The following is a 20,784-nucleotide window of genomic DNA, read 5'->3' as shown; positions in this document are numbered from 1 at the left end:
GGCGTACGCGCGACGGGCAGGACGGACGGCGGAACGTTCAGGGCGGGCGCGCAAAGCGGCCGGCGGAACGGGCAGAGAGAAGGGCCGGAATGGGGTCGGTAGACAAGCTGCGGGGTCGCTCCTCGGTCCGGCCGAGCCCGGTGTTCCTGCTCATCGTGGCGCTCACCGTGCTGTGCGGGCTGATCGCCTGGCGGTACGGGCAGATGACGACCACGCCGGCGCGGGTGGCGGTGTTCGGCTTCGTCATCGCGGGCTGGGTGCTGTCGCTGTGCGTGCACGAGTTCGGCCACGCCTACCTGGCGTTCCGGTCCGGCGACCACAGCGTCGCCACCCGCGGCTACCTCACGCTCAACCCGGCGAAGTACGCCGACGTCACGCTGAGCTTCGCGATCCCCGTCCTGTTCATCCTGCTCGGCGGGATCGGCTTCCCCGGCGGGGCGGTCTGGATCGACCGGCACGCGATCCGCGGCCGGATCAAGCACAGCCTGATCTCGGCGGCGGGGCCGCTGTCGAACGCGCTGTTCGCGATCGTGCTGGCCGCCGTGTTCGCCAACTTCGCCGGCGCCGACCACGGGCTGTTCTGGTCCGCGCTGGCCTTCCTGGCGTTCCTGCAGGTCACCGCGGCGCTGCTCAACCTGCTGCCGATCCCCGGGCTGGACGGCTTCGGGATCATCGAGCCGTACCTGCCGAGCCGCTGGGTGGCCAAGGCCAACCAGTACGGCGGCTACATCTTCCTGGGGCTGATCGCCGCGCTGTGGCTGATCCCGGCGGTCAACCGGGGCTTCTTCGACATCGCGTACGGGATCGCCGGGTGGATCGGGCTGGGCGAGTTCCCGTTCAAGCTGTCCATGGACGTCTCGCCGATCGGAATGGGCCACGCCCTCTTCCAGTTCTGGCAGGACTGACCGTCCCCTAGGGCTTCTCTCAAAGTGGCCTCAGCCACCGCGCGAGCGCGTTACCTGTCCGGTGAGGCAAAGCCGGAGGCGAGCCTCACCGGGCAGATCGCGAAGCGATGTCGCGCTCGCACAAGGCACGGTCACGGTGCGAGCCGCCAGGCGAGAACCGTGGGCCGGGGCTTATGAACACAGCCGCCAGGCGAGAACCGTGGGCCGGGGCTTATGAACACAGCCGCCAGGCGAGCACCGTGGGCCGGGTCTTCAAAAACACGACCGGTCAGGGCTCGATCTGCTCGAGGGCCCATTCGGCCCATTCCCTGCGCATGGCCATGTAGCGCTTGCCGTACTCCAGGGCGATCCGCCCGGCGGGCGCCAGGCCGTCGTTGTCGTGCTCCCAGTCGAGCGAGGCGTCCAGCTCGGCCAGCTCGATGTGGCCACGCGCCGCCTTCTCGCCCTGTTCGCGCAGGTAGTCGCGGGCCTGGTCGGCCTCCAGGGTGCCGAGGAAGAACACCCGCAGGATGGCCTCGTCGCGGTTGGCCGGCTTGGGGGTGGTCTCGGTCAGCCAGTGCCGCAGCTCGTCGCGGCCCGCCGGGGTGGCGCCGTACTCCTTGCGGCCGCGCGGTCCCTCGGAGGTCACCTCGATCAGCCCGTCGGCGGCGAGCTTGCCCAGCTCGCCGTACAGCTGGCTCTGGGTGGCGGACCAGACGTGCCCGAGCGAGAGCTCGAAGATCTTCAGCAGGTCGTATCCGCTGCGCCCGGGCACCTCGACGATCAGGCCCAGCAGCCCGTGACGGAGACTCATACGGAAATCCTACCCTCCTACATTGACATGTCGCGATAGGACCTTTTACTTTTGACCTGTCACTAGTGGAACGTCGTAGCGGGACATGAGCACCCATCGCGAGGAGACACCATGAGCGAGCAGGCCGAGACCCGCCCCCCGTGGATGGACGGGCACCTGGCCCCCGTCCCCGACGAGATCGACGCCGCCGGCCTGGCGGTCACCGGCACCCTTCCGCCCGAGCTGAACGGCCGGTACTTCCGCAACGGCCCCAATCCCGTACCCGGCGAGGAGAGCCACCACTGGTTCTCCGGGCACGGCATGGTGCACGGGATCAGGCTCCGCGACGGCCGCGCCGAGTGGTACCGCAACCGCTGGGTCCGGACGAAGGCCTTCACCGAGGGCGCCGCGATGGTCCGTCCCGACTTCACCTTCGACCGGACCGCCGTCACCGCGAACACCCATGTCATCCCGCACAACGACAAGATCTACGCGCTGGTCGAGGTCGGCTTCCCGTACGAGCTGACCCGCGACCTCGACACCGTCGGCCCGTGCGACTTCGGCGGCCGGCTGACCACCGGGATGACCGCGCATCCCAAGGAGGACCCGGTCACCGGCGAGCTGCTGTTCTTCGGGTACGGGTTCACGCCGCCGTTCCTCACCTACCACCGCCTCTCCGCCGCCGGGGAACTCGTCGAGAGCCGCGAGATCGACGTCCCGGGCGCGACGATGGTGCACGACTTCGCGATCACCGAGAACCATGTGGTGTGGCTGGACCTGCCGCTGGTCTTCGACCTCGACCTCATCACCCGCGGCATGCCGTACCGCTGGGACGACCACTACGGCGCCCGGCTCGGCGTGATGCCGCGCGCCGGGGGCCAGGTGCGCTGGTACGACATCGACCCCTGCTACGTCTTCCATGTCGGCAACGCCTACGAGGACGCGGCCGGCCGCGTGGTGCTCGACGGCGCGCGTTACAGCCCGGAGTCGTTCACCGGCATCTGGTCGTCGGTCGGCGGGCTGTCCGCGAACCCGGCCCAGGCGGCCGCCGAGGCCGGCGGCGCCCGGCTGCACCGCTGGACGATCGACACGGCCACCGGCAAGGTCCTCGACGAGGCGATCGACGACCGCGCCGTGGAGTTCCCGACGCACGATGACACGCTCACCGGACGCGCGCACCGCTACCTCTACACCGCCACCGACGACGCGATCGTGAAGTACGACCTGCGTACCGGCGCGGCCACCGACCACACGCCCGGCCCTGGCCTGGCCCCGGGCGAGGCCGTCTTCGTTCCCGCCGAGGGCGCCCGGAACGAGGACGAGGGCTGGCTGCTGTCGATCGTCACCGACACCGGCGGGCAGGGCTCCGAACTGATCGTCCTGGACGCCGCGGACCTGACGCCGGCCGCGTCCGTACGGCTGCCGCGCCGCGTACCGGCGGGCTTCCACGGCAGCTGGATCCCCGACACCTCCTTCACCGCCTCCCCGGAAGCGGGCGGCGCAGCGAAGGATCATGGTCGGTGACCCGGCGTCAGTGACCCGGCGTCCAATAGGGTGGTTTGAATCGGTATGCTGCGCAAGCAGTCACTTACTGAGCTCACCGGGAGGTACCTCATGTCCGTGGCCACGGAGCGCACGACATTCTCGTCCGTCAATCCGGCCACCGGCGAGGTCGTCGCCGAGCACCCCGTCTCCGACGACGCGGCGGTGGCCGAGGCGATCGAGCGGGCCCGCACGGCCTCCGAGTGGTGGGGTGACCTCGGCTGGAAGGAGCGCCGGCTCCGGCTCCTCAACATCAAGGGCGCCCTGACCCGCAACCTCAACCGGATGGCCGAGCTCATCCACCAGGAGACCGGCAAGCCCCTGCAGGACGCCCAGCTCGAGACGATCATGGCGATCGTGCACCTGGACTGGGCCGCCCGCAACGCCCGCAAGACCCTCGGCCCGCGCACCGTCTTCCCCGGGGTGGCCTCGCTCAACCAGAAGGCCGTCCTGGAGTACCAGCCGCTCGGCGTCGTCGGCGTGATCGGCCCGTGGAACTACCCGATCTTCACCCCGATGGGCTCGATCGCCTACGCCCTCGCGGCCGGCAACGCCGTCGTCTTCAAGCCCTCGGAGTTCACCCCCGGCGTCGGCGTCCTGCTGGCCGAACTGGTCGCCGGCGTCGTTCCCGAGCAGCCCGTCCTGCAGACGGTCACCGGCCTCGGCGCGACCGGCGCCGCCCTGGCCTCCTCTCCCGGCGTCAACAAGATCGCGTTCACCGGCTCGGCCCGTACCGCCAAGAAGGTGATGGCGGCCTGCGCCGAGAATCTGACCCCGATCGTCGCCGAGTGCGGCGGCAAGGACGCCTGCATCGTCGACGCCGACGCCGACCTGGACGCCGCCGCCGACGCGGCCCTGTGGGGCGCGATGTCCAACGCCGGCCAGACCTGCATCGGCGTCGAGCGCGTCTACGTCGTCGACGGCGCCTACGACGCCTTCCTGGACAAGCTCACCGAGAAGGCCCGCGACCTGCGTCCCGGCTTCGACCGCGAGGCGGCCTACGGCCCGATCACGATGCCCGGCCAGCTCGACATCATCGAGCGCCACATCAAGGACGCCCTCGACAAGGGCGGCACCGCCGTCGTCGGCGGCGCCGACTCGGTCCGCAAGCCCTACGTCGAGCCGGTCATCCTCACCGGCGTCCCGGACGACTCGTCCGCGGTCCGCGAGGAGACGTTCGGTCCCACCATCACCGTCCACCGGGTCAAGGACCTCGACGAGGCGATCGACAAGGCCAACCAGGGGAACTACGGCCTGGCCGGCACGATCTTCTCCAAGAACAAGTCCCGTGCCATGGACGCCGCCCGCCGGATGCGCTCCGGCATGACCTCCATCAACGCCTTCGCCTCGTTCGCCATGATCGCCGCGCTGCCCTTCGGCGGCGTCGGCGAGTCCGGCTTCGGCCGCATCCACGGCGCCGACGGCCTGCGCGAGTTCGCCCGCCCGAAGGCCATCGCGCGCACCCGCTTCACCCTTCCGATGAACCTCACCTCCTTCGAGCGTACGGACAAGGAGATGGCGCGCATCCTGCAGATGATCAACATGATGCACGCCAAGCGCTACAAGCGCTGACCGGCGGCCGACCGGGCGGCGGAGCCGGCGGAACGCGCCGCGGCGGTCGCCACCATGACCGCCGCGGCGACGCCGCCGAGCACCATGACCGCCGACAGGGACGTACGGTCCACGACGACGCCGCCGACCAGGGCACCGGTCGACAGCGTCGCCTGGAACGACGCGGTGAACAGCACCGAGGCGGCCTCCGGCGCGTGCGGGGCCGACATGACGAACCAGGTCTGCGAGCAGACCGGAACGGCGCCGTACCCGACGCCCCACACGATGAGCAGCGCGACGGCACCGGGATCGGATCGGCCGAGAAGCGGAAGTGCGAGCGTCGCGAACGCGATCAGGCCGCCCGCGACACCGAACGCGGCGTGCGGATGGCGGCCCACGGCCGCGCCCGCCAGGAAGTTGCCGGCGACACCCGCGACGCCGAAGATCAGCAGGAACACCGTGATCATCGCCGGGGGCACGTGCGCGACCCGTTCGAGGAAGGGCGTCACGTACGTGTAGGTGCCGAAGTGCGCCAGGACGATCAGGAAGGTCGCCGCCAGCGCGAAGCGCGTCCCGGCGCCCCGGACCATGCCGCGCAGCACGGTGAGCCGGGTGGCCTGAACGGGGGGCAGCGGCGGCAGCAGCACGGCGAGCGCGATGAGCACCGCCACCGAAAGCACGCCCATCACCGCGAAACCGGCCCGCCACCCGGCCAGATCTCCGATCAGCATCCCCAGCGGCACACCGAGGACCGACCCCAGCGGGACGGCGGCGAAGATGACCGCCGTCGCCCGGCGCGCCGACCGTTCAGGGACCAGGCGACCGGCCAGTCCCGCGCCGATCGACCAGAAGCCGCCGATCACGATCCCGACGAGAACGCGCGAGAGGAGCACCGCCCAGTAGCCCGGGGCGGCCGCCGCGATGAAGTTCGCCGCGGCCAGCAGGAACATGCACCCGCACAGCATCGGCCGCCGGTCGATCCGCGCGGTCGCGACCGTGACGAGGGGTGCCGCGACCGCGGCCAGGAACCCGGGCATGGTCATCATCAGCCCGGCCGTCCCATCGGAGATGGCGTAGCTCGAACCGATGGACGTCAGCAGCCCGATCGGGAGGATCTCGGTGGTGACGATCGAGAAGATCCCCATCATCACCGCCAGAACGGCCGGCCGGCCGGCCGTCGCCGGACGGCGCGGAGCGGTCGGGCCGCTGATCGAAGTGGTCGCTGTGGACATCGGTTCCATCCTGTGGCGGGCGTCAGTGAAGGTGCACTCTCAACCCAACCGGCGTCACCGGCACAGATCTGGCGGATTCACGCCATCATCGTGGTGGACCGGTCCGGCCACCTCGGGATTTTCTGGGGTGAGGGCGACCTTTTGCGGGGTGTCGTGCGTCTCACCTCTAGCGGGTGATCTAGAACCTGTCTCACAGTGGCCTCGGCCACCGCGCGAGCGCGTTACCTGGCCGGGGAGGCGAAGCCGAAGGCGAGCCTCCCCGGCCAGATCGCGAAGCGATGTCGCGCTCGCCCAAGGCACGGTCACGGAACGAGCCGCCAGGCGAGTGCAGTGGGCCGGGACTTCAAAAAGGAGAGTGCATGGCGCCGTTGCGACCGGGCGATCCCGAGGAGATCGGGGGTTACCGGCTCCTGGGACGGCTCGGTGCGGGCGGTATGGGGCTGGTGTTCCTGGGGCGCTCGCCGGCCGGGCTGATGGTCGCCATCAAGGTCATCCATGAACGGTTCGCGCACGATCCGAACTTCCGGGCCCGTTTCCGGCGGGAGGTCACCACCGCGCGGGCGGTGAGCGGGGCGTTCACGGCGCCGGTGATCGACGCGGATCCGGAGGCACCGAGCCCGTGGCTGGTCACGACCTTCCTGGAGGGCAAGCCGCTGAACGAGGCGGTCGCCGAGCACGGGGCGCTGCCGGCGCCGGCGGTGGCGGCGCTGGGGGCGGGGCTGGCGGAGGCGCTGATCTCCATCCACCGGGCCGGGATCGTCCACCGGGATCTCAAGCCGCACAACGTGATGCTCAGCCCGGACGGGCCCAAGGTGATCGACTTCGGGATCGCGCACGCGGCCGATGTCAGCGCCATCACGCAGGCGGGGGCGGTGGTGGGGTCGCCCGGGTACATGTCGCCCGAGCAGGCGCGCGGGCTGGACACCGGGCCGGCGGGGGACGTCTTCTCGCTGGGGGCGGTGCTCGCCTTCGCGGCGACGGGGCAGGGGCCGTTCGGCCGGGCTCTGCTGCAGGTCATGGTCTACCGGGTCGTCCACGAGGAGCCGCGGCTCGGGGGGATCGAGGATCCGCGGTTGCGGCAACTGATCGCGGCCTGTCTGGACAAGGACCCTTCCCGGCGGCCGGCGCCTCAGCTTCTCCTGCACTGGCTCGGTACGGCCGCGCCGCAGGGTGTTTCGTGGTTGCCCGCTTCCCTGGCCGCCGATATCTCGCAGAGCAAGACCCTCGTTCCGGTACGGCGGGGGCGGCGAGCCGTTCTTTTCGGGGCGGCGGGTCTGGGGCTCCTTGTGGCGGGGGGCGGAGCCGCCGCCGCGGCGAGTTTCGCCGGGGGCGGCGAGCCCGCGCCCCGGGACACGACGCCGAAGGGGACGCTGGTACGGAGAATCAGCGTGGGACGGGGCGTGGGCGGCGGCCCTGTCCTGGCCAAGGGACTGGCGATCGTGGGCACCGACAACGGGGAGTTGCATGCCTTCGATGTCGCGACGGGGAGCGAGCGCTGGAGGTACGATCCGGCCACGTCCCCGGAACCGCTGACGCGGAGCCCGTTCAATTCGCCGCCCTTCGTGGCGGGCGATGTCATTTACGCGGTGAGCGACATCGGGATCCTGCATGCCGTCGGCATGGCCGACGGCAAGCGGAAATGGGCCGAGCGAGCGGGGCAAGGGCGCAGCGCTCCGGTGGTGAGCGGGGAGCACGTCTATCTACGGACGGGGCTCATCACGAATACCCAGCCCTCTTTCGTGGTCCATGACCTGACGGGAGCGCTGAAGGGGCGGACGCGCATGCCGCTCTCAGATCCCGTGACCGATGGCCGACAGGTCTATGTGGCCATGAACGGCAAGGGCGTCGCGGTTTTCGCGGGCGGGCGGCAGAGTGGGGTGATCCCGGATCTGGAGGCGGACGTCCTGACCCTCGCCGATGGCGTCCTGTACGGGGCGAAGCTCCAGCCGGGCCGGTTGTGGGCGTACGACACCAAGGCGCGCAGGCGGTTGTGGGACCACGATCCGGGCGTCTCGTTCGGCGCGGGGCCGGCGGTGAGCGAGGGCATGGTGTACGTCCCGGGGAGCGGCGGCGGGCTGCTGGCGTTCCAGGTGTCGGGCGGCAAGGTCTCGCGGCGATGGCGGCTGGAGACGGGCCGGATCGAGGCGCCGCCCGCGTTCGCCGGCGGGGTGGTGTACGCGGGGGCGGCCGACCACAACGTGTACGCGGTGGACGCGGCGAGCGGGAAGCCGCGATGGCGGTTCACGGCCGAGGGCGGGTTCCGCATGTCGACGCCCGTGGTGGCCGGCGGCGTCGTCTATGTGGGCAGCCAGGACAGCTATCTGTACGTGCTCCGCGCCTGAAGACCGGCAAAGGGCCTGGGAAGCGGAAGAGCGCGAGAGGAGCGGGAATGGAGCCGTTGCAGGCCGAGGATCCCGAAGGGGTGGGCCCGTACCAGTTGCTGGCCCGGCTGGGGGCCGGCGGCATGGGGAAGGTGTTCCTGGGCCGGTCGCCGAGCGGGCGCATGGTCGCGGTCAAGGTGGTGCACGCGGAACTGGCGGGCGATACGGACTTCCGGGCCCGGTTCCGGCGGGAGATCACCGCGGCGGGGTCGGTCAGCGGGGCGTTCACCGCCGCCGTCGTCGATGCCGACCCGGAGGCGCCCAACCCGTGGCTGGTGACCGAATTCCTGCCCGGGATGTCGCTCGAAGCAGCGGTGGCACGGCACGGCCCGCTGCCCCCGGCCGCCGTCACGGCACTCGCGGCGTCGCTGGCGGAGGGCCTGACGGCGGTACACCGTGCGGGCGTCGTGCACCGGGACCTCAAGCCGTCCAACGTGATGCTGACGCCGGAGGGGCCGCGCGTCATCGACTTCGGGATCGCGCGGCCGACCGACGCGAGCGCCATCACGCAGTCGGGCATGGCGGTCGGCTCGCCGGGCTACATGGCGCCCGAGCAGGCGGCGATGCAGCAGTCGGGGCCACCGGGCGACGTGTTCTCGATGGCGGCGGTGCTGGTCTTCGCCGCGACGGGTGCGGGGCCGTTCGGTACGGGGCCGATGCACGCGATGATCTACCGGATCATGCACGAGGCACCGCGGCTGGCAGGGGTGGCCGACGCGGAGCTGGGACGGATGCTGGCCGCCTGCCTGGACAAGGACCCGGCCCGCAGGCCCGCACTCGATCAGATCCTGCGATGGCTCGTGGCCCGGCTGCCCGAGCACACGGCTCCGCACGGCGTGACGTGGCTGCCGCCCTCCGTGGCGGAGGACATCGGCACGCACAGCACCCAGGTTCCCCAGGGGCCGCTCCGTACCGCGCCCGTACCGGGAACGCACGGCACGCAGGCGGCGAGGAAGCCGGTGAAGCGGCGGCGGGTGCTGATGGCCGGCCTCGCCGTGGCCGGGGTCGGGATCGCCGGGGCCGGGACCGCGGGTGCGGCCTGGCTGCTGAACGGCGACGACGCGATGGGCGATGCCGAGGAGCTGTGGACGTTCGAGGTCCCCGGTGAGGTCTCGCAGGGCCCGGTCCTGGGGGACGGTGTGGTCGTGATGGCGAGCGGCTCCCCCCGGACGCTGTACGGGCTCGACGCCAAGACGGGCAAGGAACGCTGGAAGACCCCGTTCGCCCCGAGCATCACCGCCATCCGGAACATCGCGGACGGCCTGGTCTATGTGAGTGCGATGTCCGGCTCGATCCAGCTCCTGTACGCGTTCGACCTCAAGACCGGCAAGGAGCGCTGGAACCTCCCGTTCGACGCTCCCTTGGGCGTGCCCGTCGTCACGGGTTCCGGGTCGGTGTTCGTCGGGGGTGTCGATACCAGGACGATGAAGCCGGTCGTGATGTCGGCCGATGTGGCGACGGGCCGGCCGCAGCGGACGTACGAGACCAGCACGAAGATCTTCCCCAGTCCGGCGCATGCCGAGGGCACGCTCTACATCGCGGCGGGGCTCGATCTCACCGCCTACAACGCCACGACCGGCGCCCGCGTATGGACGTACAAGTCGCAGGACAGGTTCACCGGGATGCCCGTGGTGGGGCGCAGCGCCGTTTACGTCTCCTCCGAGCAGGGACTGCACGCCCTCGATCCCGGGAACGGTAAGCGCCTGTGGGCGGTGGCCAACCCGTCCCCCAAGGGCACGACGAACGGCTGGGTGCCGACGGCGCTGGGGCCGCTGGTCCTGTGTCCGGGGCCCGGCGACGTCGTCCTTCAGCTTGAGGGCGGCACCGGGCGGAAGATGTCGTCGCTCAGCCTCGGCGGCGGGCTGAGCGCGAGGGGCCGGGACGGCGCGGACCTGTACCGGCCGGTGATGGCGGGAGCCGGGGCCGTGATCTTCAACGGGGTCGACCAGCTGTACGGGATGGCCATCGGCTCCGGCCAGGCGAGCTGGCAGAAGCCCGTCAAGGGGGCCACCGGCCTCGTCCCGGTGAAGGCCGGCGGGCGGGTGCATCTGGCGACCGAGACGGGCGTGCTGTCGTACGACGCGCATACCGGGAAGGTCGTGCACGAGATCACCGGCATGAAGGTCCGCGATCTCGTGACCGACGACGACGTCCTCTACTTCGCCGCCGGGCCTACGACGGCGACCAAGCCCACCACGATCCGCGCGGTCCGTCCACCGTCGACCGTGGACTCTTAGGCGCGCCCCCGGATGAGGTCGGCGGCGCGTTCGGCGATGGCGATCGTGGGGGCGTTGGTGTTGCCGCGCGGTACGGACGGCATGACCGAGGCGTCCACGACCCGCAGCCCCTGGACGCCGCGTACGCGCAGCTCGGTGTCGCAGACCGCGTTCTCGCCGCCCATCGCGCAGGTACTGGTCGGGTGGAACAGGGTCGCGCATTCGCGGCGGACGAAGTCGGCGATGGCCGCGTCGTCGTCCACCTGCTCGCCGGGTGCCCACTCGCCGCCGACCACCGCGGCCAGCCGGCCCGTACCGGCGATCTCGCGGGCCTGCCGGACGCCCGCGACCAGGATGTCCAGATCGGCCTTGTCGGAGAGGTAGGCCGGGTCGATCAGGGGCTTGGCGTGCGGGCTGGCCGAGCGCAGCGTGAGCGAGCCCCGGCTGGCGACCGCGATCGCCGTGGCCATGACCGACAGCAGCCGCTGCGACGGCTCGACCAGGCCCTGGTCGATGAACGGCGTCGGCAGCACGTGGTACTGCAGGTCGGGGGCCGGGAGCCCGTCGACCGTACGGACGAAGCCGCCCGCCTCGGCCACGTTGGAGGCGTACGGGCCCCGCGCCACGGCCTGGTACAGCGCGAAGTTGCGGACGTTGGCCAGCTCCCACAGCCCCTTGACGCGGGGCGTCGCGAACATCACGTTCACGAACGGGTGGTCCTGGAGGCCCTGCCCGACGGGCGAGTCCGCGATCACGTCGATGCCGTGCTCGCGCAGGTGGTCGGCCGGGCCGATGCCCGACAGCATCAGCAACTGCGGGCTGTTGACGGCGCCGCCCGACAGCAGTACCTCGGCCTCGGCGCGGGCCTCGACCGGCACGCCGCGCCGCTCGTACCGGACACCGACCGCGCGGCCGTTCTCGATCAGGACCCGGGTGGCCAGCGCGTCGGTGACGACCGTGAGGTTGGGACGGGTGAGGGCTGGCCGCAGGTAGCCGTCGGCCGTCGACCAGCGCTTCCCGCCCTTGTGGGTGACCTGGTAGAAGCCGACGCCGTCCTGCTCGGCGCCGTTGAAGTCGCTGTTGGCCGCCAGCCCGTACTGCGTGGCCGACTGCACCCACGCGCGGGTGAGGGGGTGCTTGTAGCGCAGGTCCTCCACCCGCAGCGGCCCGCCGGTGCCGTGGTGCTCGGACGCGCCGCGCTGCTGGTCCTCGGCCTTGAGGAAGTACGGCTTGAGATCGGCGGCCCCCCAGCCCGTGCAGCCGTACGAGTCGCGCCAGGTGTCGTAGTCGTGCCGGTGCCCGCGAATGTAGATCATCGCGTTGGTGGACGAGCTGCCGCCGAGGGTGCGGCCGCGCGGCCAGTACACGCCGCGGCCGGCGGCGTGCTCCTGCGGGACCGTGGTGTAGTCCCAGTCGTACGGGCCCTTGATCAGGCTCGCCACGGCGGCCGGGATGTGGATCTCCGGGGCGTCGTCCCGCGGTCCCGCCTCCAGCAGCAGCACCCGGGTGCCCGGGTCCTCGGTCAGCCGGGCGGCGAGGACGCAGCCCGCGCTGCCCGCTCCCACGATGATGTGGTCGTACGCCTGCTCGGTCACGGCCGCCTCCGCCTTCTGCTCCCCCGGACGAATCGCTCAGAGTACGGGAACCCTACCGAATCCCGTTTCAGTCATGATGTCCCGACCGCCCCCGCCGTCACCTCCCGGCACGGCGGATCCAGAGCACGGCAAATAGGGTGTGGGGCATGGCGAAGAACAGGGAGACACCGGTCGTACTGTCGAAGATCTACACCCGTACCGGGGACGCCGGGACGACCGACCTGGGCGACATGTCGCGGGCCGCCAAGACCGATCCCCGGCTGGCGGCGTACGCCGACACCGAGGAGGCCAACGCCGCGATCGGGGCCGCCATCGCGCTCGGCTCGCTGCCCGAGCCGCTCGTGGCCCTGCTCACCCGGATCCAGAACGATCTGTTCGACGTGGGCGCCGACCTCGCCACACCGGTCGTTCCCGACCCCGAGTTCCCGCCCCTGCGGGTGGACGCCTCGTACGTGGACTTCCTGGAGGCCGCCTGCGACGAGCACAACGCCGCCCTCCCGCCGCTGCGCAGCTTCATCCTCCCGGGCGGCTCGCGCGAGGCCGCCCTGCTGCACATCGCCCGTACGGTGTCGCGGCGCGCCGAGCGTTCGGCGTGGGCCGCCATCGAGGCGCACGGATCCACTCCTGTCGGCACCTCGAACTCCGAAGGCGCCGAGAGCGCGGGTGCCGGCGGGGTCAACCCGCTCGCCGCCCGCTACCTCAACCGGCTCTCCGACCTGCTGTTCATCCTGTGCCGGGTGGCCAACGCCGAGCACGGCGACGTGCTCTGGAAGCCCGGCGGCGAACGCTGAGGTGGGGATAACCCCACCATGCACACGCTGGCTCGCCACCTGTCCCGCCCAGGGGTCCGGGTGTGAAGCTGTGAAGCGTACGGGGGTATCCGGCTAATCCAGGAGTGAACGTGAAGACCCTTACGAGCGGCTTGGTGGTGTTGGCCGGGGCGGCGGCACTCCTGGCGACCAGCGGGATGGCCGGTTGCGAAGTGAACCTCTTCAACACCAAGTCGCACGAGACGCGGTCCTACGACGTTCCGGGGACGTTCACCGGGCTGGACATCGACGGCGACAGCGGCAAGGTCGAGGTCGTGGGCACCGATTCCGACACGGTGCGGATCCAGGAGCGGCGGACCTGGTCCAACTCCAGGAACAAGCCGCGCACCGAGCGGAAGACCGAAGGCGGCATGCTGTCGCTGAGCACCGTCTGCGCGAACCAGGTGATCGGGATCGGGCACGGCTGCGCCATCTCCTACCGGATCGAGGTGCCCAAGGCGACCATGGCCGCGGTGCAGACCGACTCGGGGGGCCTCACCGTCACCGGCCTGACCGGTGACAGCCTGCGGCTGGAGGCCGACTCCGGCTCGATCAAGGCCGAGGGCGTCCGGACCAAGACGCTCAGCGTGCACGCCGACTCCGGCAAGGTCCTGGTCACGGGCACCGCCGACACGGCCTCCCTGACCGCCGACAGCGGGATGATCGACGCCGACGGGCTGCGCAGCGACCGGGTGACCGTACGGTCCAGCTCCGGCATGGCCAGGCTGAACCTGCTCACATCCCCGACCAGCCTCGACGTCGACAACGACTCCGGTTCCGTCAAGGTCTGGCTGCCCGCCGACCGGCCGTACGCGTTCGACCTGGCGAGCGACTCGGGCTCGCAGGAGATCTCCCCGTCGCTGCGCCGGGACAGCGCCTCCCCGCACCGGATCAAGATCAACACCAACTCCGGTTCGGTCGACGTCAACGCGCTCGGCGACCGCGACGGCCGGCCCGGTGTCCCGGAGATGCCCGAGCCGCCCGAGGCGCCCGAGCCGCCAGAGGCGCCCGAGCGGCCCTGAACCTCCGGCACGTCACTCGCGTCCAGCGTGGCCGTGAGCCCGCCGTACCCGCCGCTCCGGCCGGGACCGGCGGGCTTCGCCGTTCACCCGCAGGGTGCTCGCGGCCAGCCGCTGGACGGCGAACGCGACCCCGTCGGCATGGCTGTCGAGCAGCGCCCGGTCGACGTTCGCCATCGAGTCGCAGGCGGCGTGGTAGCAGGGATCGTACGGGCGGCCCACCGTGCCACCGAAGCGCGCCGCCTGCTCCTTGGTCTTGAGCCCGTCCGAGCCGCTGAACAGCCCGCCGGCCGGGATCCCGTGCTCGATGAACGGCCCGTAGTCGGACCGCCCGCTGAACTCGGTCTCCACCGTCGGCAGCCCGCGCCCGGCGTAGTACTCCCGGAAGAGCTTCTCGATCGCGCCCGAGCCCGCGGGCGGCTTCGTACCGGTACCGAGCGAGCCGTCGCCGTCGTAGACGCCGCGGATCCCGTTCACCGAGCCGAGCATGTCGAAGTTGAGATTGAGCGCGATCTTCGCGCGGCCCGCCTCGCCCAGGGACTCGACGTAATGCTCCGAGCCGATCAGGCCCTGCTCCTCGGCGCCCCACCAGGCGAACCGCACCTTGTTGCGCAGGCCGTCCCGGCCCAGCTTCCCGATCTCCTCGGCCAGCGCCAGGAGGGTGGCCGAGCCGGTGCCGTTGTCGTTGATGCCCGCGCCCTCGGGAACGCCGTCGAGATGGGCGCCCACCACGACCACGTTGTCGTCGCGGCCGTGCCGGGTCTCGGCGATGACGTTGGACGCCCGCCGCTTGCCGTTGACGGTGTCGGCCTTGATCCGCAGCTTCAGCCCCCGGGCCCGTGCCAGCGCCTCCCCCACCGCGCGGGTGGTCTCCAGGACCGGAATCGTGAACGGCCGTCCCAGCGCCCCGTTCACCAGCCCCTTCTCGCCGGGACGGTTGTAGATCACGACCCCGGCGGCCTTCGCCTGCTGGGCGTGCGCCGCCTTGTCCTCGAAGGCGCAGGTCCCGCGCTGGATCAGCGCGATGGAGCCCGGCGCGAAGCCGGCGAAGTCCCCGCTCTCGCAGCCCGCCGTTCCGGCCTCGCCCGCCTTCGGGACGTCCACGGCCACCACCGGCGCGGTCACATCGCCCGACCCCGAGTACTTCATGGTCTGGAAGTCGGTACCGGGCTTGTACGTCCGCTGCTCCGGGGCCGTCTGGGCGAGGACGGCCGCCGACGTCTCCTCCCACAGATCGAAGTCGAACTCCTGGACCTGCGGTACGAAGCCGGCCTCGCGCAGTCGGCTCACCACGTACTTCACCGAGACGTCGTAGCCCGGACGGCCCGCCTCCCGGTTGCCGCCGTTGGCGTCGGCGATCTGCTGGAACGCGTCCAGATGCCGGTGAACGGCCGCGATCCCGACCAGCCGGGCCAGGTCGGGCTCGGGTTCGGAGACCGGGACGGCCAGCGCGGGGAGACACGGAACGGAGAGCAGCAGGGCAGCGGTACCGATCGCGAGGATACGCACGTACACGATCATCCCCGGGCACGCATGCGCTCACTCATGGTCACGAGTGGTGACTCGAACGTGTCAGTCAGAGGGATAGAGGTCCACGGGGAATCCGGGTGGTGCCGCCTCCAGCCAGGCGAGGAAGCCGGTCAGGGCCGCGGAGCCCATCGCCAGCTCCACGGTCAGGTCGCCGTCCCTGACCTCGATCACGTTCGCCTCGGGCAGCAGCCCCTCCGCCTCCTCGCCCTCGGGGCGGCGGCGGTTGGACACGACAAGGCCCCGGCGGTGGATCACCTGCCGAGGCCTCCTGCGGAATCCGAAGACGCGGTGCCAGTGCAGCACGTCCCCCTTGTAACGGCCGATGCCCAGCCGCCAGGGGCCGGGTACGCCTCCCTCGGCGATCACCCTCAGGCTGCACTCCACCGCGCCGCCGCCGCGCACGAACAGCCAGCGCCGCAGCGACATCAGGGCGAACGCGAGCGCGACCAGCAGGACGACAGCGGCGAGCACACCGCCCGCATCGAGTGCCAGCCGCCCGCCCAAGTCCCCCCGCCAGCTTCTCGTCGGCGGGATCGCCCCCGCCGAGTTTTGCTGGAGCCTACAGCCCCGGCGTCACCGCCGTGGACAGGACCCCATCTAAACCGAAGGCCGGACAAGTCGAAGGCCACGGGCGGCCCCGTGATCGGGACCGCCCGTGGCCTTCGTCGTTCAACGCCGTCCAGGCGCCGCGCGATGCGGCGCCGGTCAGGCCTCGCTGCCGGCGGCGCGCAGCCGCGCGCGGGCCCGCCGCTCGGACGTCGAGTCCGCGCCGGCCTCGGCCAGCGCGTCCTGCAGTGCCTGCCGGGCCGCCGCGACATCGACCTCGCTGCCCAGCTCGGCCTGCTCGGCCAGGATCGACACCTCGTCGTCGGCGATGGAGAAGAACCCGCTGCCGACCATGGCGCTGATCCACTCGCCGCCGTCGGCCGGCTCGACCTTCACCACGCTGCCGTCCAGCAGCACGCCCAGCACCGGGGCATGGCCCGGCATGATGCCGAGCTGGCCCTCGATGGTCTGCGCGACCACCATCTTGGCCTCGCCGGCCCAGATCTCGCGCTCGGGCGCGACCAGGGCGACCTTCAGAGTTGCCACGTTCATTCCTCCGACTACTGGAGCGTCCTCCGGCTACGAGAGCGGTTCCGGCTGGAGAGCCGTCCCGGCGGCGGCCCGGACCGGATGGTGCCCCGGTCCGGGCGCGCCGCGCGGGAGCGGACTACTTCTCCAGCTCCTTGGCCTTGCGCTCGGCGTCCTCGACGTTGCCGCACATGAAGAACGCCTGCTCGGGCAGGTGGTCGTACTTGCCCTCGGAGATGCCCTTGAACGACTCGATCGTCTCGCTCAGCGGCACCGTGATCCCGGGCTGACCCGTGAACTGCTCGGCGGTGTACATCGGATGCGACAGGAACCGCTCGATGCGCCGCGCCCGGTTCACCGTGACCTTGTCCTCTTCGGACAGCTCGTCGATGCCGAGGATCGCGATGATGTCCTGCAGCTCCTTGTACTTCTGCAGGATCCGCTTGACCTCCTGGGCGACGTCGTAGTGTTCCCGGCCGAGAATGGTCGGGTCCATGATCCGCGACGTCGAGTCGAGCGGGTCGACCGCCGGGTAGATGCCCTTCTCGGTGATGGCCCGAGAGAGCGTCGTGGTGGCGTCCAGGTGGGCGAACACGGTGTGCGGTGCCGGGTCGGTGATGTCGTCCGCGGGCACGTAGATCGCCTGCATCGAGGTGATCGAGTGACCGCGGGTCGAGGTGATCCGCTCCTGCAGCACACCCATCTCGTCGGCCAGGGTCGGCTGGTAGCCCACCGCTGAGGGCATCCGCCCCAGCAGCGTGGAGACCTCGGACCCGGCCTGGGTGAACCGGAAGATGTTGTCGATGAACAGCAGCACGTCCTGCTTCTGGACGTCCCGGAAGTACTCGGCCATCGTCAGCGCCGACAGCGCGACCCGCAGGCGGGTGCCCGGCGGCTCGTCCATCTGGCCGAACACCAGCGCGGTGTCCTTGAGGACGTTGGCCTCTTCCATCTCGACCCAGAGGTCGTTGCCCTCACGGGTCCGCTCGCCGACGCCGGCGAACACCGAGGTGCCACCGAAGTTCCGCGCGACACGGGTGATCATCTCCTGGATGAGCACCGTCTTGCCGACGCCCGCGCCGCCGAACAGGCCGATCTTCCCGCCCGCCACGTACGGGGTGAGCAGGTCGATGACCTTGATGCCGGTCTCCAGCATCTCGGTCTTGGACTCGAGCTGGTCGAACGGCGGAGCCTTGCGGTGGATGCCCCAGTGCTCGGTGACCCCCAGGGACGCCTTGGGGACGTCCAGGGAGTCACCCAGCGCGTTCCACACGTGGCCCTTGGTCACGTTGCCGACCGGGACCTGGATGGACTTCCCGGTGTCGGACACCGACGCGCCGCGGATCATGCCGTCCGTGGGCTGCATGGAGATGGCGCGGACCATGTTGTCGCCCAGGTGCTGGGCGACCTCAAGGGTCAGCGTCCGGGTCTCCTTGCCGAGGGTGACCTCGATGTTGAGCGCGTTGTAGATTTCCGGGAGGGCATCCGCGGGGAACTCCACGTCGACGACCGGGCCGATGACCCGAGCGACGCGCCCGGTCGCGGTCACCGTCTCTACCTGTGCAGTCATTCTCACTCCCCGCCAGAATCGGCGAGCGCGTCAGCGCCACCGACGATCTCGCTGATTTCCTGGGTGATCGCGGCTTGCCGCACCTGGTTCATCTGGCGCGTGTAGACCTCGATCATTTCATTGGCATTGTCGGTCGCCGACTTCATCGCCCGCCGCACGGACGCGTGGAACGCGGCCGCGGACTGGAGCAGCATGTGGAAGATGCGGCTCTCGATGTAGTTCGGCAGAAGCAGGTCGAGCGCCGCCTGGGCGGTGGGCTCGAACTCGTACGCGGGCGGAGCGGTGGTCCGGTCCGTCTCGTGGATCTCCAGCGGGATCAGCCGGCGCACCTGAACCGCCTGGGTCAGCATCGAGACGAACTCGGTGTAGACCACGTGGATCTCCCCGACGCCGCCCTCGGCGTCGGACTTGAGGAAGTCCGCGGCGAGCCTGCGGCCGATCTGCTCCGCACTGGCGAAGTCAGGCCGGTCGCTGATCCCGCGCCACTCCTGGACGATCTCCCGGTCCCGGAACCGGTACCAGGTGATGCCCTTGTTGCCCACGACGTACGGGACCGGCTCCTTGCCCTGCTCGCGCAGGGCCTTCATGAGCGATTCGGCCTCGCGGATCACGTTGGCGTTGTAGGCCCCGCAGAACCCCCGGTCGCTGGTGATGATCAGTACCGCGGTCCGCTTGTCCTCCGGCTGCTCCTTGAGCAGCGGGTGGGCGATGCCGACATGGTGGCTGATCAGCGCCGAGAGCGCCTGCGTGATCTGGTCGGCGTACGGCTTGGAGGCCGCCACCGCCTGCTGCGCCTTGACGATCCGCGAGGTGGCGATCATCTCCTGGGCACGCGTGATCTTGGCCGTCGAGGAGACCGACCTGATCCGCTGCCGCAGTTGACGAAGCTGTGCCATCGCGCTCAGTCCTTCTTGACGCGGGTGATCGTCTCTTGCTCGACCGCCTCGTCGGAGATGGCCTCGACCGCCTCGTCCTCGGCTGCCAGCAGCCGGCCCTCGGTGGTCTCGAAGCCCTTCTTGAACTCCGTGACGGAGTCCTTCAGGGTGGTCAGACCATCGTCGGACAGCTGGCCCGTCTCGCGGATCGAGGTGAGCAGACCGGCCTCGGTGCGCTCCACGTGCTCGAGGAACTCGTTCTCGAACCGGCGGATGTCGGCCACCGGGACGTCGTCGAGCTCACCGGTCGTCCCGGACCACACCGACACGACCTGCTTCTCGACCGCGAACGGGCTGCCCTGCGGCTGCTTGAGCAGCTCCACGAGGCGGGCGCCGCGGTCCAGCTGGGCACGCGAGGCGGCGTCGAGGTCGGACGCGAAGGCGGCGAACGCCTCCAGGTCGCGGTACTGCGACAGGGCCAGCCGGAGCGTACCGGCGACCTTGCGCATCGCCTTGACCTGCGCCGAACCGCCGACCCGGGAGACCGAGATACCGACGTTGATCGCCGGCCGGACGCCCTGGTTGAACAGGTCGGTCTCCAGGAAGCACTGACCGTCGGTGATCGAGATCACGTTGGTCGGGATGTACGCCGAGACGTCGTTGCCCTTGGTCTCGATGATCGGCAGGCCGGTCATCGAGCCCGCGCCCAGGTCGTCCGACAGCTTCGCGCAGCGCTCGAGCAGACGCGAGTGCAGGTAGAAGACGTCACCCGGGTAGGCCTCACGGCCCGGCGGACGGCGCAGCAGCAGCGAGACCGAGCGGTAGGCCTCGGCCTGCTTCGACAGGTCGTCGAAGACGATCAGGACGTGCTTGCCCTGGTACATCCAGTGCTGGCCGATGGCCGAACCGGTGTACGGGGAGATGTACTTGTAGCCGGCCGGCTCCGAGGCGGGAGCCGCCACGATCGTGGTGTACTCCAGCGCGCCCGCCTCTTCCAGAGTGCGGCGCACGTTGGCGATCGTGGAACCCTTCTGACCGATCGCGACGTAGATGCAGCGAACCTGCTTGTTCTCGTCGCCGGAGTCCCACGCCTCCTTCTGGTTCAGAATGGTGTCGACGCAGACCGTGGTCTTGCCGGTCTGCCGGTCACCGATGATCAGCTGCCGCTGGCCGCGGCCGATCGGGGTGATCGCGTCGATCGCCTTGATCCCGGTCTGCAGCGGCTCCTTCACCGACTGCCGCTGCACCACCGAGGGGGCCTGCAGTTCGAGCGCGCGGCGCTCGGTCGTCTCGATGGCGCCCTTGCCGTCAATGGGGTTGCCCAGCGCGTCCACGACGCGACCGAGGAAGCCGTCGCCGACCGGGACCGAGAGAACCTCGCCCGTACGGCGGACCTTCTGGCCCTCCTCGATCTTGCTGAAGTCACCCAGGACGACGGCGCCGATCTCGCGCACGTCCAGGTTCAGAGCCAGGCCACGGGTCCCGTCCTCGAATTCGAGGATCTCGTTCGCCATGGTCGAGGGCAGGCCCTCGACGTGGGCGATACCGTCGCCGGAATCGACGACGGTGCCGACCTCTTCGCGCGCGGCTGCCTCAGGCTCGTACGACTGGACGAAGCGCTCCAGCGCGTCCCGGATCTCGTCCGGACGGATCGTCAGCTCCGCCATGATTCCTCTCTTGCTCCCTTAGGGGTCGGCTCGCCCTGCATGGTCA

General features: G+C 70.6%; 16 protein-coding genes. 7 read left to right on the top strand and 9 right to left on the bottom strand.

Features of this window, described 5'->3' with window-relative positions; all coding sequences use genetic code 11:
* Nucleotides 1-89: 89 nt before the first annotated feature.
* Nucleotides 90-905: a site-2 protease family protein gene (locus ACH34Q_RS12990; protein WP_395983114.1), complete on the top strand. Its 816-nt coding sequence runs from the start codon at nucleotides 90-92 to the stop codon at nucleotides 903-905.
* Between the two features lie 268 nt (nucleotides 906-1,173).
* Here the strand turns inward: ACH34Q_RS12990 and ACH34Q_RS12985 are convergent, their stop codons facing one another.
* A complete protein-coding gene (locus tag ACH34Q_RS12985; RefSeq protein WP_395983113.1) occupies nucleotides 1,174-1,698 on the bottom strand; it encodes a PadR family transcriptional regulator in 525 nt (174 codons plus the stop codon).
* A 111-nt stretch (nucleotides 1,699-1,809) separates the two neighbouring features.
* Here ACH34Q_RS12985 and ACH34Q_RS12980 point away from each other — a divergent pair, with 111 nt between their 5' ends.
* Both ACH34Q_RS12980 and ACH34Q_RS12975 read left to right on the top strand, forming a co-directional pair.
* A complete protein-coding gene (locus ACH34Q_RS12980; protein ID WP_395983112.1) occupies nucleotides 1,810-3,201 on the top strand; it encodes a carotenoid oxygenase family protein in 1,392 nt (463 codons plus the stop codon).
* A gap of 90 nt (nucleotides 3,202-3,291) precedes the next feature.
* Nucleotides 3,292-4,791 (top strand): aldehyde dehydrogenase family protein, encoded by a 1,500-nt coding sequence (locus ACH34Q_RS12975; RefSeq protein WP_395983111.1) that lies wholly within the window; start codon nucleotides 3,292-3,294, stop codon nucleotides 4,789-4,791.
* Here the strand turns inward: ACH34Q_RS12975 and ACH34Q_RS12970 are convergent.
* Complete coding sequence (locus tag ACH34Q_RS12970; protein WP_395983110.1) at nucleotides 4,779-6,002, bottom strand: MFS transporter; 1,224 nt, start codon at nucleotides 6,000-6,002, stop codon at nucleotides 4,779-4,781. The two genes, ACH34Q_RS12975 and ACH34Q_RS12970, sit on opposite strands and share 13 nt — an antisense overlap.
* Nucleotides 6,003-6,361: 359 nt before the next feature.
* Between ACH34Q_RS12970 and ACH34Q_RS12965 the strand changes: the two genes are divergently transcribed.
* Together ACH34Q_RS12965 and ACH34Q_RS12960 are read left to right on the top strand one after the other, a co-directional pair.
* Nucleotides 6,362-8,344 (top strand): serine/threonine-protein kinase, encoded by a 1,983-nt coding sequence (locus tag ACH34Q_RS12965; RefSeq protein WP_395983109.1) that lies wholly within the window; start codon nucleotides 6,362-6,364, stop codon nucleotides 8,342-8,344.
* 47 nt (nucleotides 8,345-8,391) lie between these two features.
* Complete coding sequence (locus ACH34Q_RS12960; RefSeq protein ID WP_395983108.1) at nucleotides 8,392-10,620, top strand: PQQ-binding-like beta-propeller repeat protein; 2,229 nt, start codon at nucleotides 8,392-8,394, stop codon at nucleotides 10,618-10,620.
* Here the strand turns inward: ACH34Q_RS12960 and ACH34Q_RS12955 are convergent.
* Nucleotides 10,617-12,194: a GMC family oxidoreductase gene (locus tag ACH34Q_RS12955; RefSeq protein WP_395983107.1), complete on the bottom strand. Its 1,578-nt coding sequence runs from the start codon at nucleotides 12,192-12,194 to the stop codon at nucleotides 10,617-10,619. The genes ACH34Q_RS12960 and ACH34Q_RS12955 overlap by 4 nt on opposite strands.
* A 146-nt stretch (nucleotides 12,195-12,340) precedes the next feature.
* On the opposite strand from ACH34Q_RS12955, the gene ACH34Q_RS12950 reads away from it, so the two are divergent.
* Both ACH34Q_RS12950 and ACH34Q_RS12945 read left to right on the top strand, forming a co-directional pair.
* Nucleotides 12,341-12,985 carry a cob(I)yrinic acid a,c-diamide adenosyltransferase gene (locus ACH34Q_RS12950; RefSeq protein ID WP_395983106.1) on the top strand — a complete coding sequence of 215 codons (645 nt, stop codon included), beginning with the start codon at nucleotides 12,341-12,343 and terminating at the stop codon, nucleotides 12,983-12,985.
* Between the two features lie 110 nt (nucleotides 12,986-13,095).
* Complete coding sequence (locus ACH34Q_RS12945) at nucleotides 13,096-14,025, top strand: DUF4097 family beta strand repeat-containing protein (protein ID WP_395983105.1); 930 nt, start codon at nucleotides 13,096-13,098, stop codon at nucleotides 14,023-14,025.
* A 12-nt stretch (nucleotides 14,026-14,037) separates the two neighbouring features.
* Here ACH34Q_RS12945 and ACH34Q_RS12940 read toward each other — a convergent pair whose 3' ends face one another.
* From ACH34Q_RS12940 to atpA, 6 genes are all read right to left on the bottom strand, one after another.
* The gene (locus ACH34Q_RS12940; RefSeq protein WP_395983104.1) at nucleotides 14,038-15,531 is read right to left on the bottom strand and encodes a M28 family peptidase; all 1,494 of its coding nucleotides are present in this window, start codon (nucleotides 15,529-15,531) and stop codon (nucleotides 14,038-14,040) included.
* Between the two features lie 63 nt (nucleotides 15,532-15,594).
* The gene (locus tag ACH34Q_RS12935) at nucleotides 15,595-16,056 is read right to left on the bottom strand and encodes a DUF2550 domain-containing protein (RefSeq protein ID WP_395983103.1); all 462 of its coding nucleotides are present in this window, start codon (nucleotides 16,054-16,056) and stop codon (nucleotides 15,595-15,597) included.
* A gap of 201 nt (nucleotides 16,057-16,257) precedes the next feature.
* Complete coding sequence (locus tag ACH34Q_RS12930; RefSeq protein ID WP_395983102.1) at nucleotides 16,258-16,644, bottom strand: F0F1 ATP synthase subunit epsilon; 387 nt, start codon at nucleotides 16,642-16,644, stop codon at nucleotides 16,258-16,260.
* Nucleotides 16,645-16,765: 121 nt separating this feature from the next.
* Nucleotides 16,766-18,196 carry a F0F1 ATP synthase subunit beta gene (gene atpD, locus ACH34Q_RS12925; RefSeq protein WP_395983100.1) on the bottom strand — a complete coding sequence of 477 codons (1,431 nt, stop codon included), beginning with the start codon at nucleotides 18,194-18,196 and terminating at the stop codon, nucleotides 16,766-16,768.
* 2 nt (nucleotides 18,197-18,198) lie between these two features.
* A complete protein-coding gene (locus tag ACH34Q_RS12920) occupies nucleotides 18,199-19,092 on the bottom strand; it encodes a F0F1 ATP synthase subunit gamma (protein WP_395983099.1) in 894 nt (297 codons plus the stop codon).
* A 5-nt stretch (nucleotides 19,093-19,097) separates the two neighbouring features.
* Entirely contained in the window at nucleotides 19,098-20,738 is a 1,641-nt protein-coding gene (atpA, locus tag ACH34Q_RS12915; RefSeq protein WP_395983098.1) for a F0F1 ATP synthase subunit alpha, read from the bottom strand.
* Nucleotides 20,739-20,784: the final 46 nt, after the last annotated feature.

The sequence above is a fragment of the Actinomadura sp. 9N407 genome, assembly GCF_044326315.1.
Classification (GTDB): Bacteria; Actinomycetota; Actinomycetes; order Streptosporangiales; family Streptosporangiaceae; genus Spirillospora.
The sequence above is the reverse complement of the archived record's forward strand: the minus strand, read 5'-3'. Positions and strand labels throughout refer to the sequence as shown.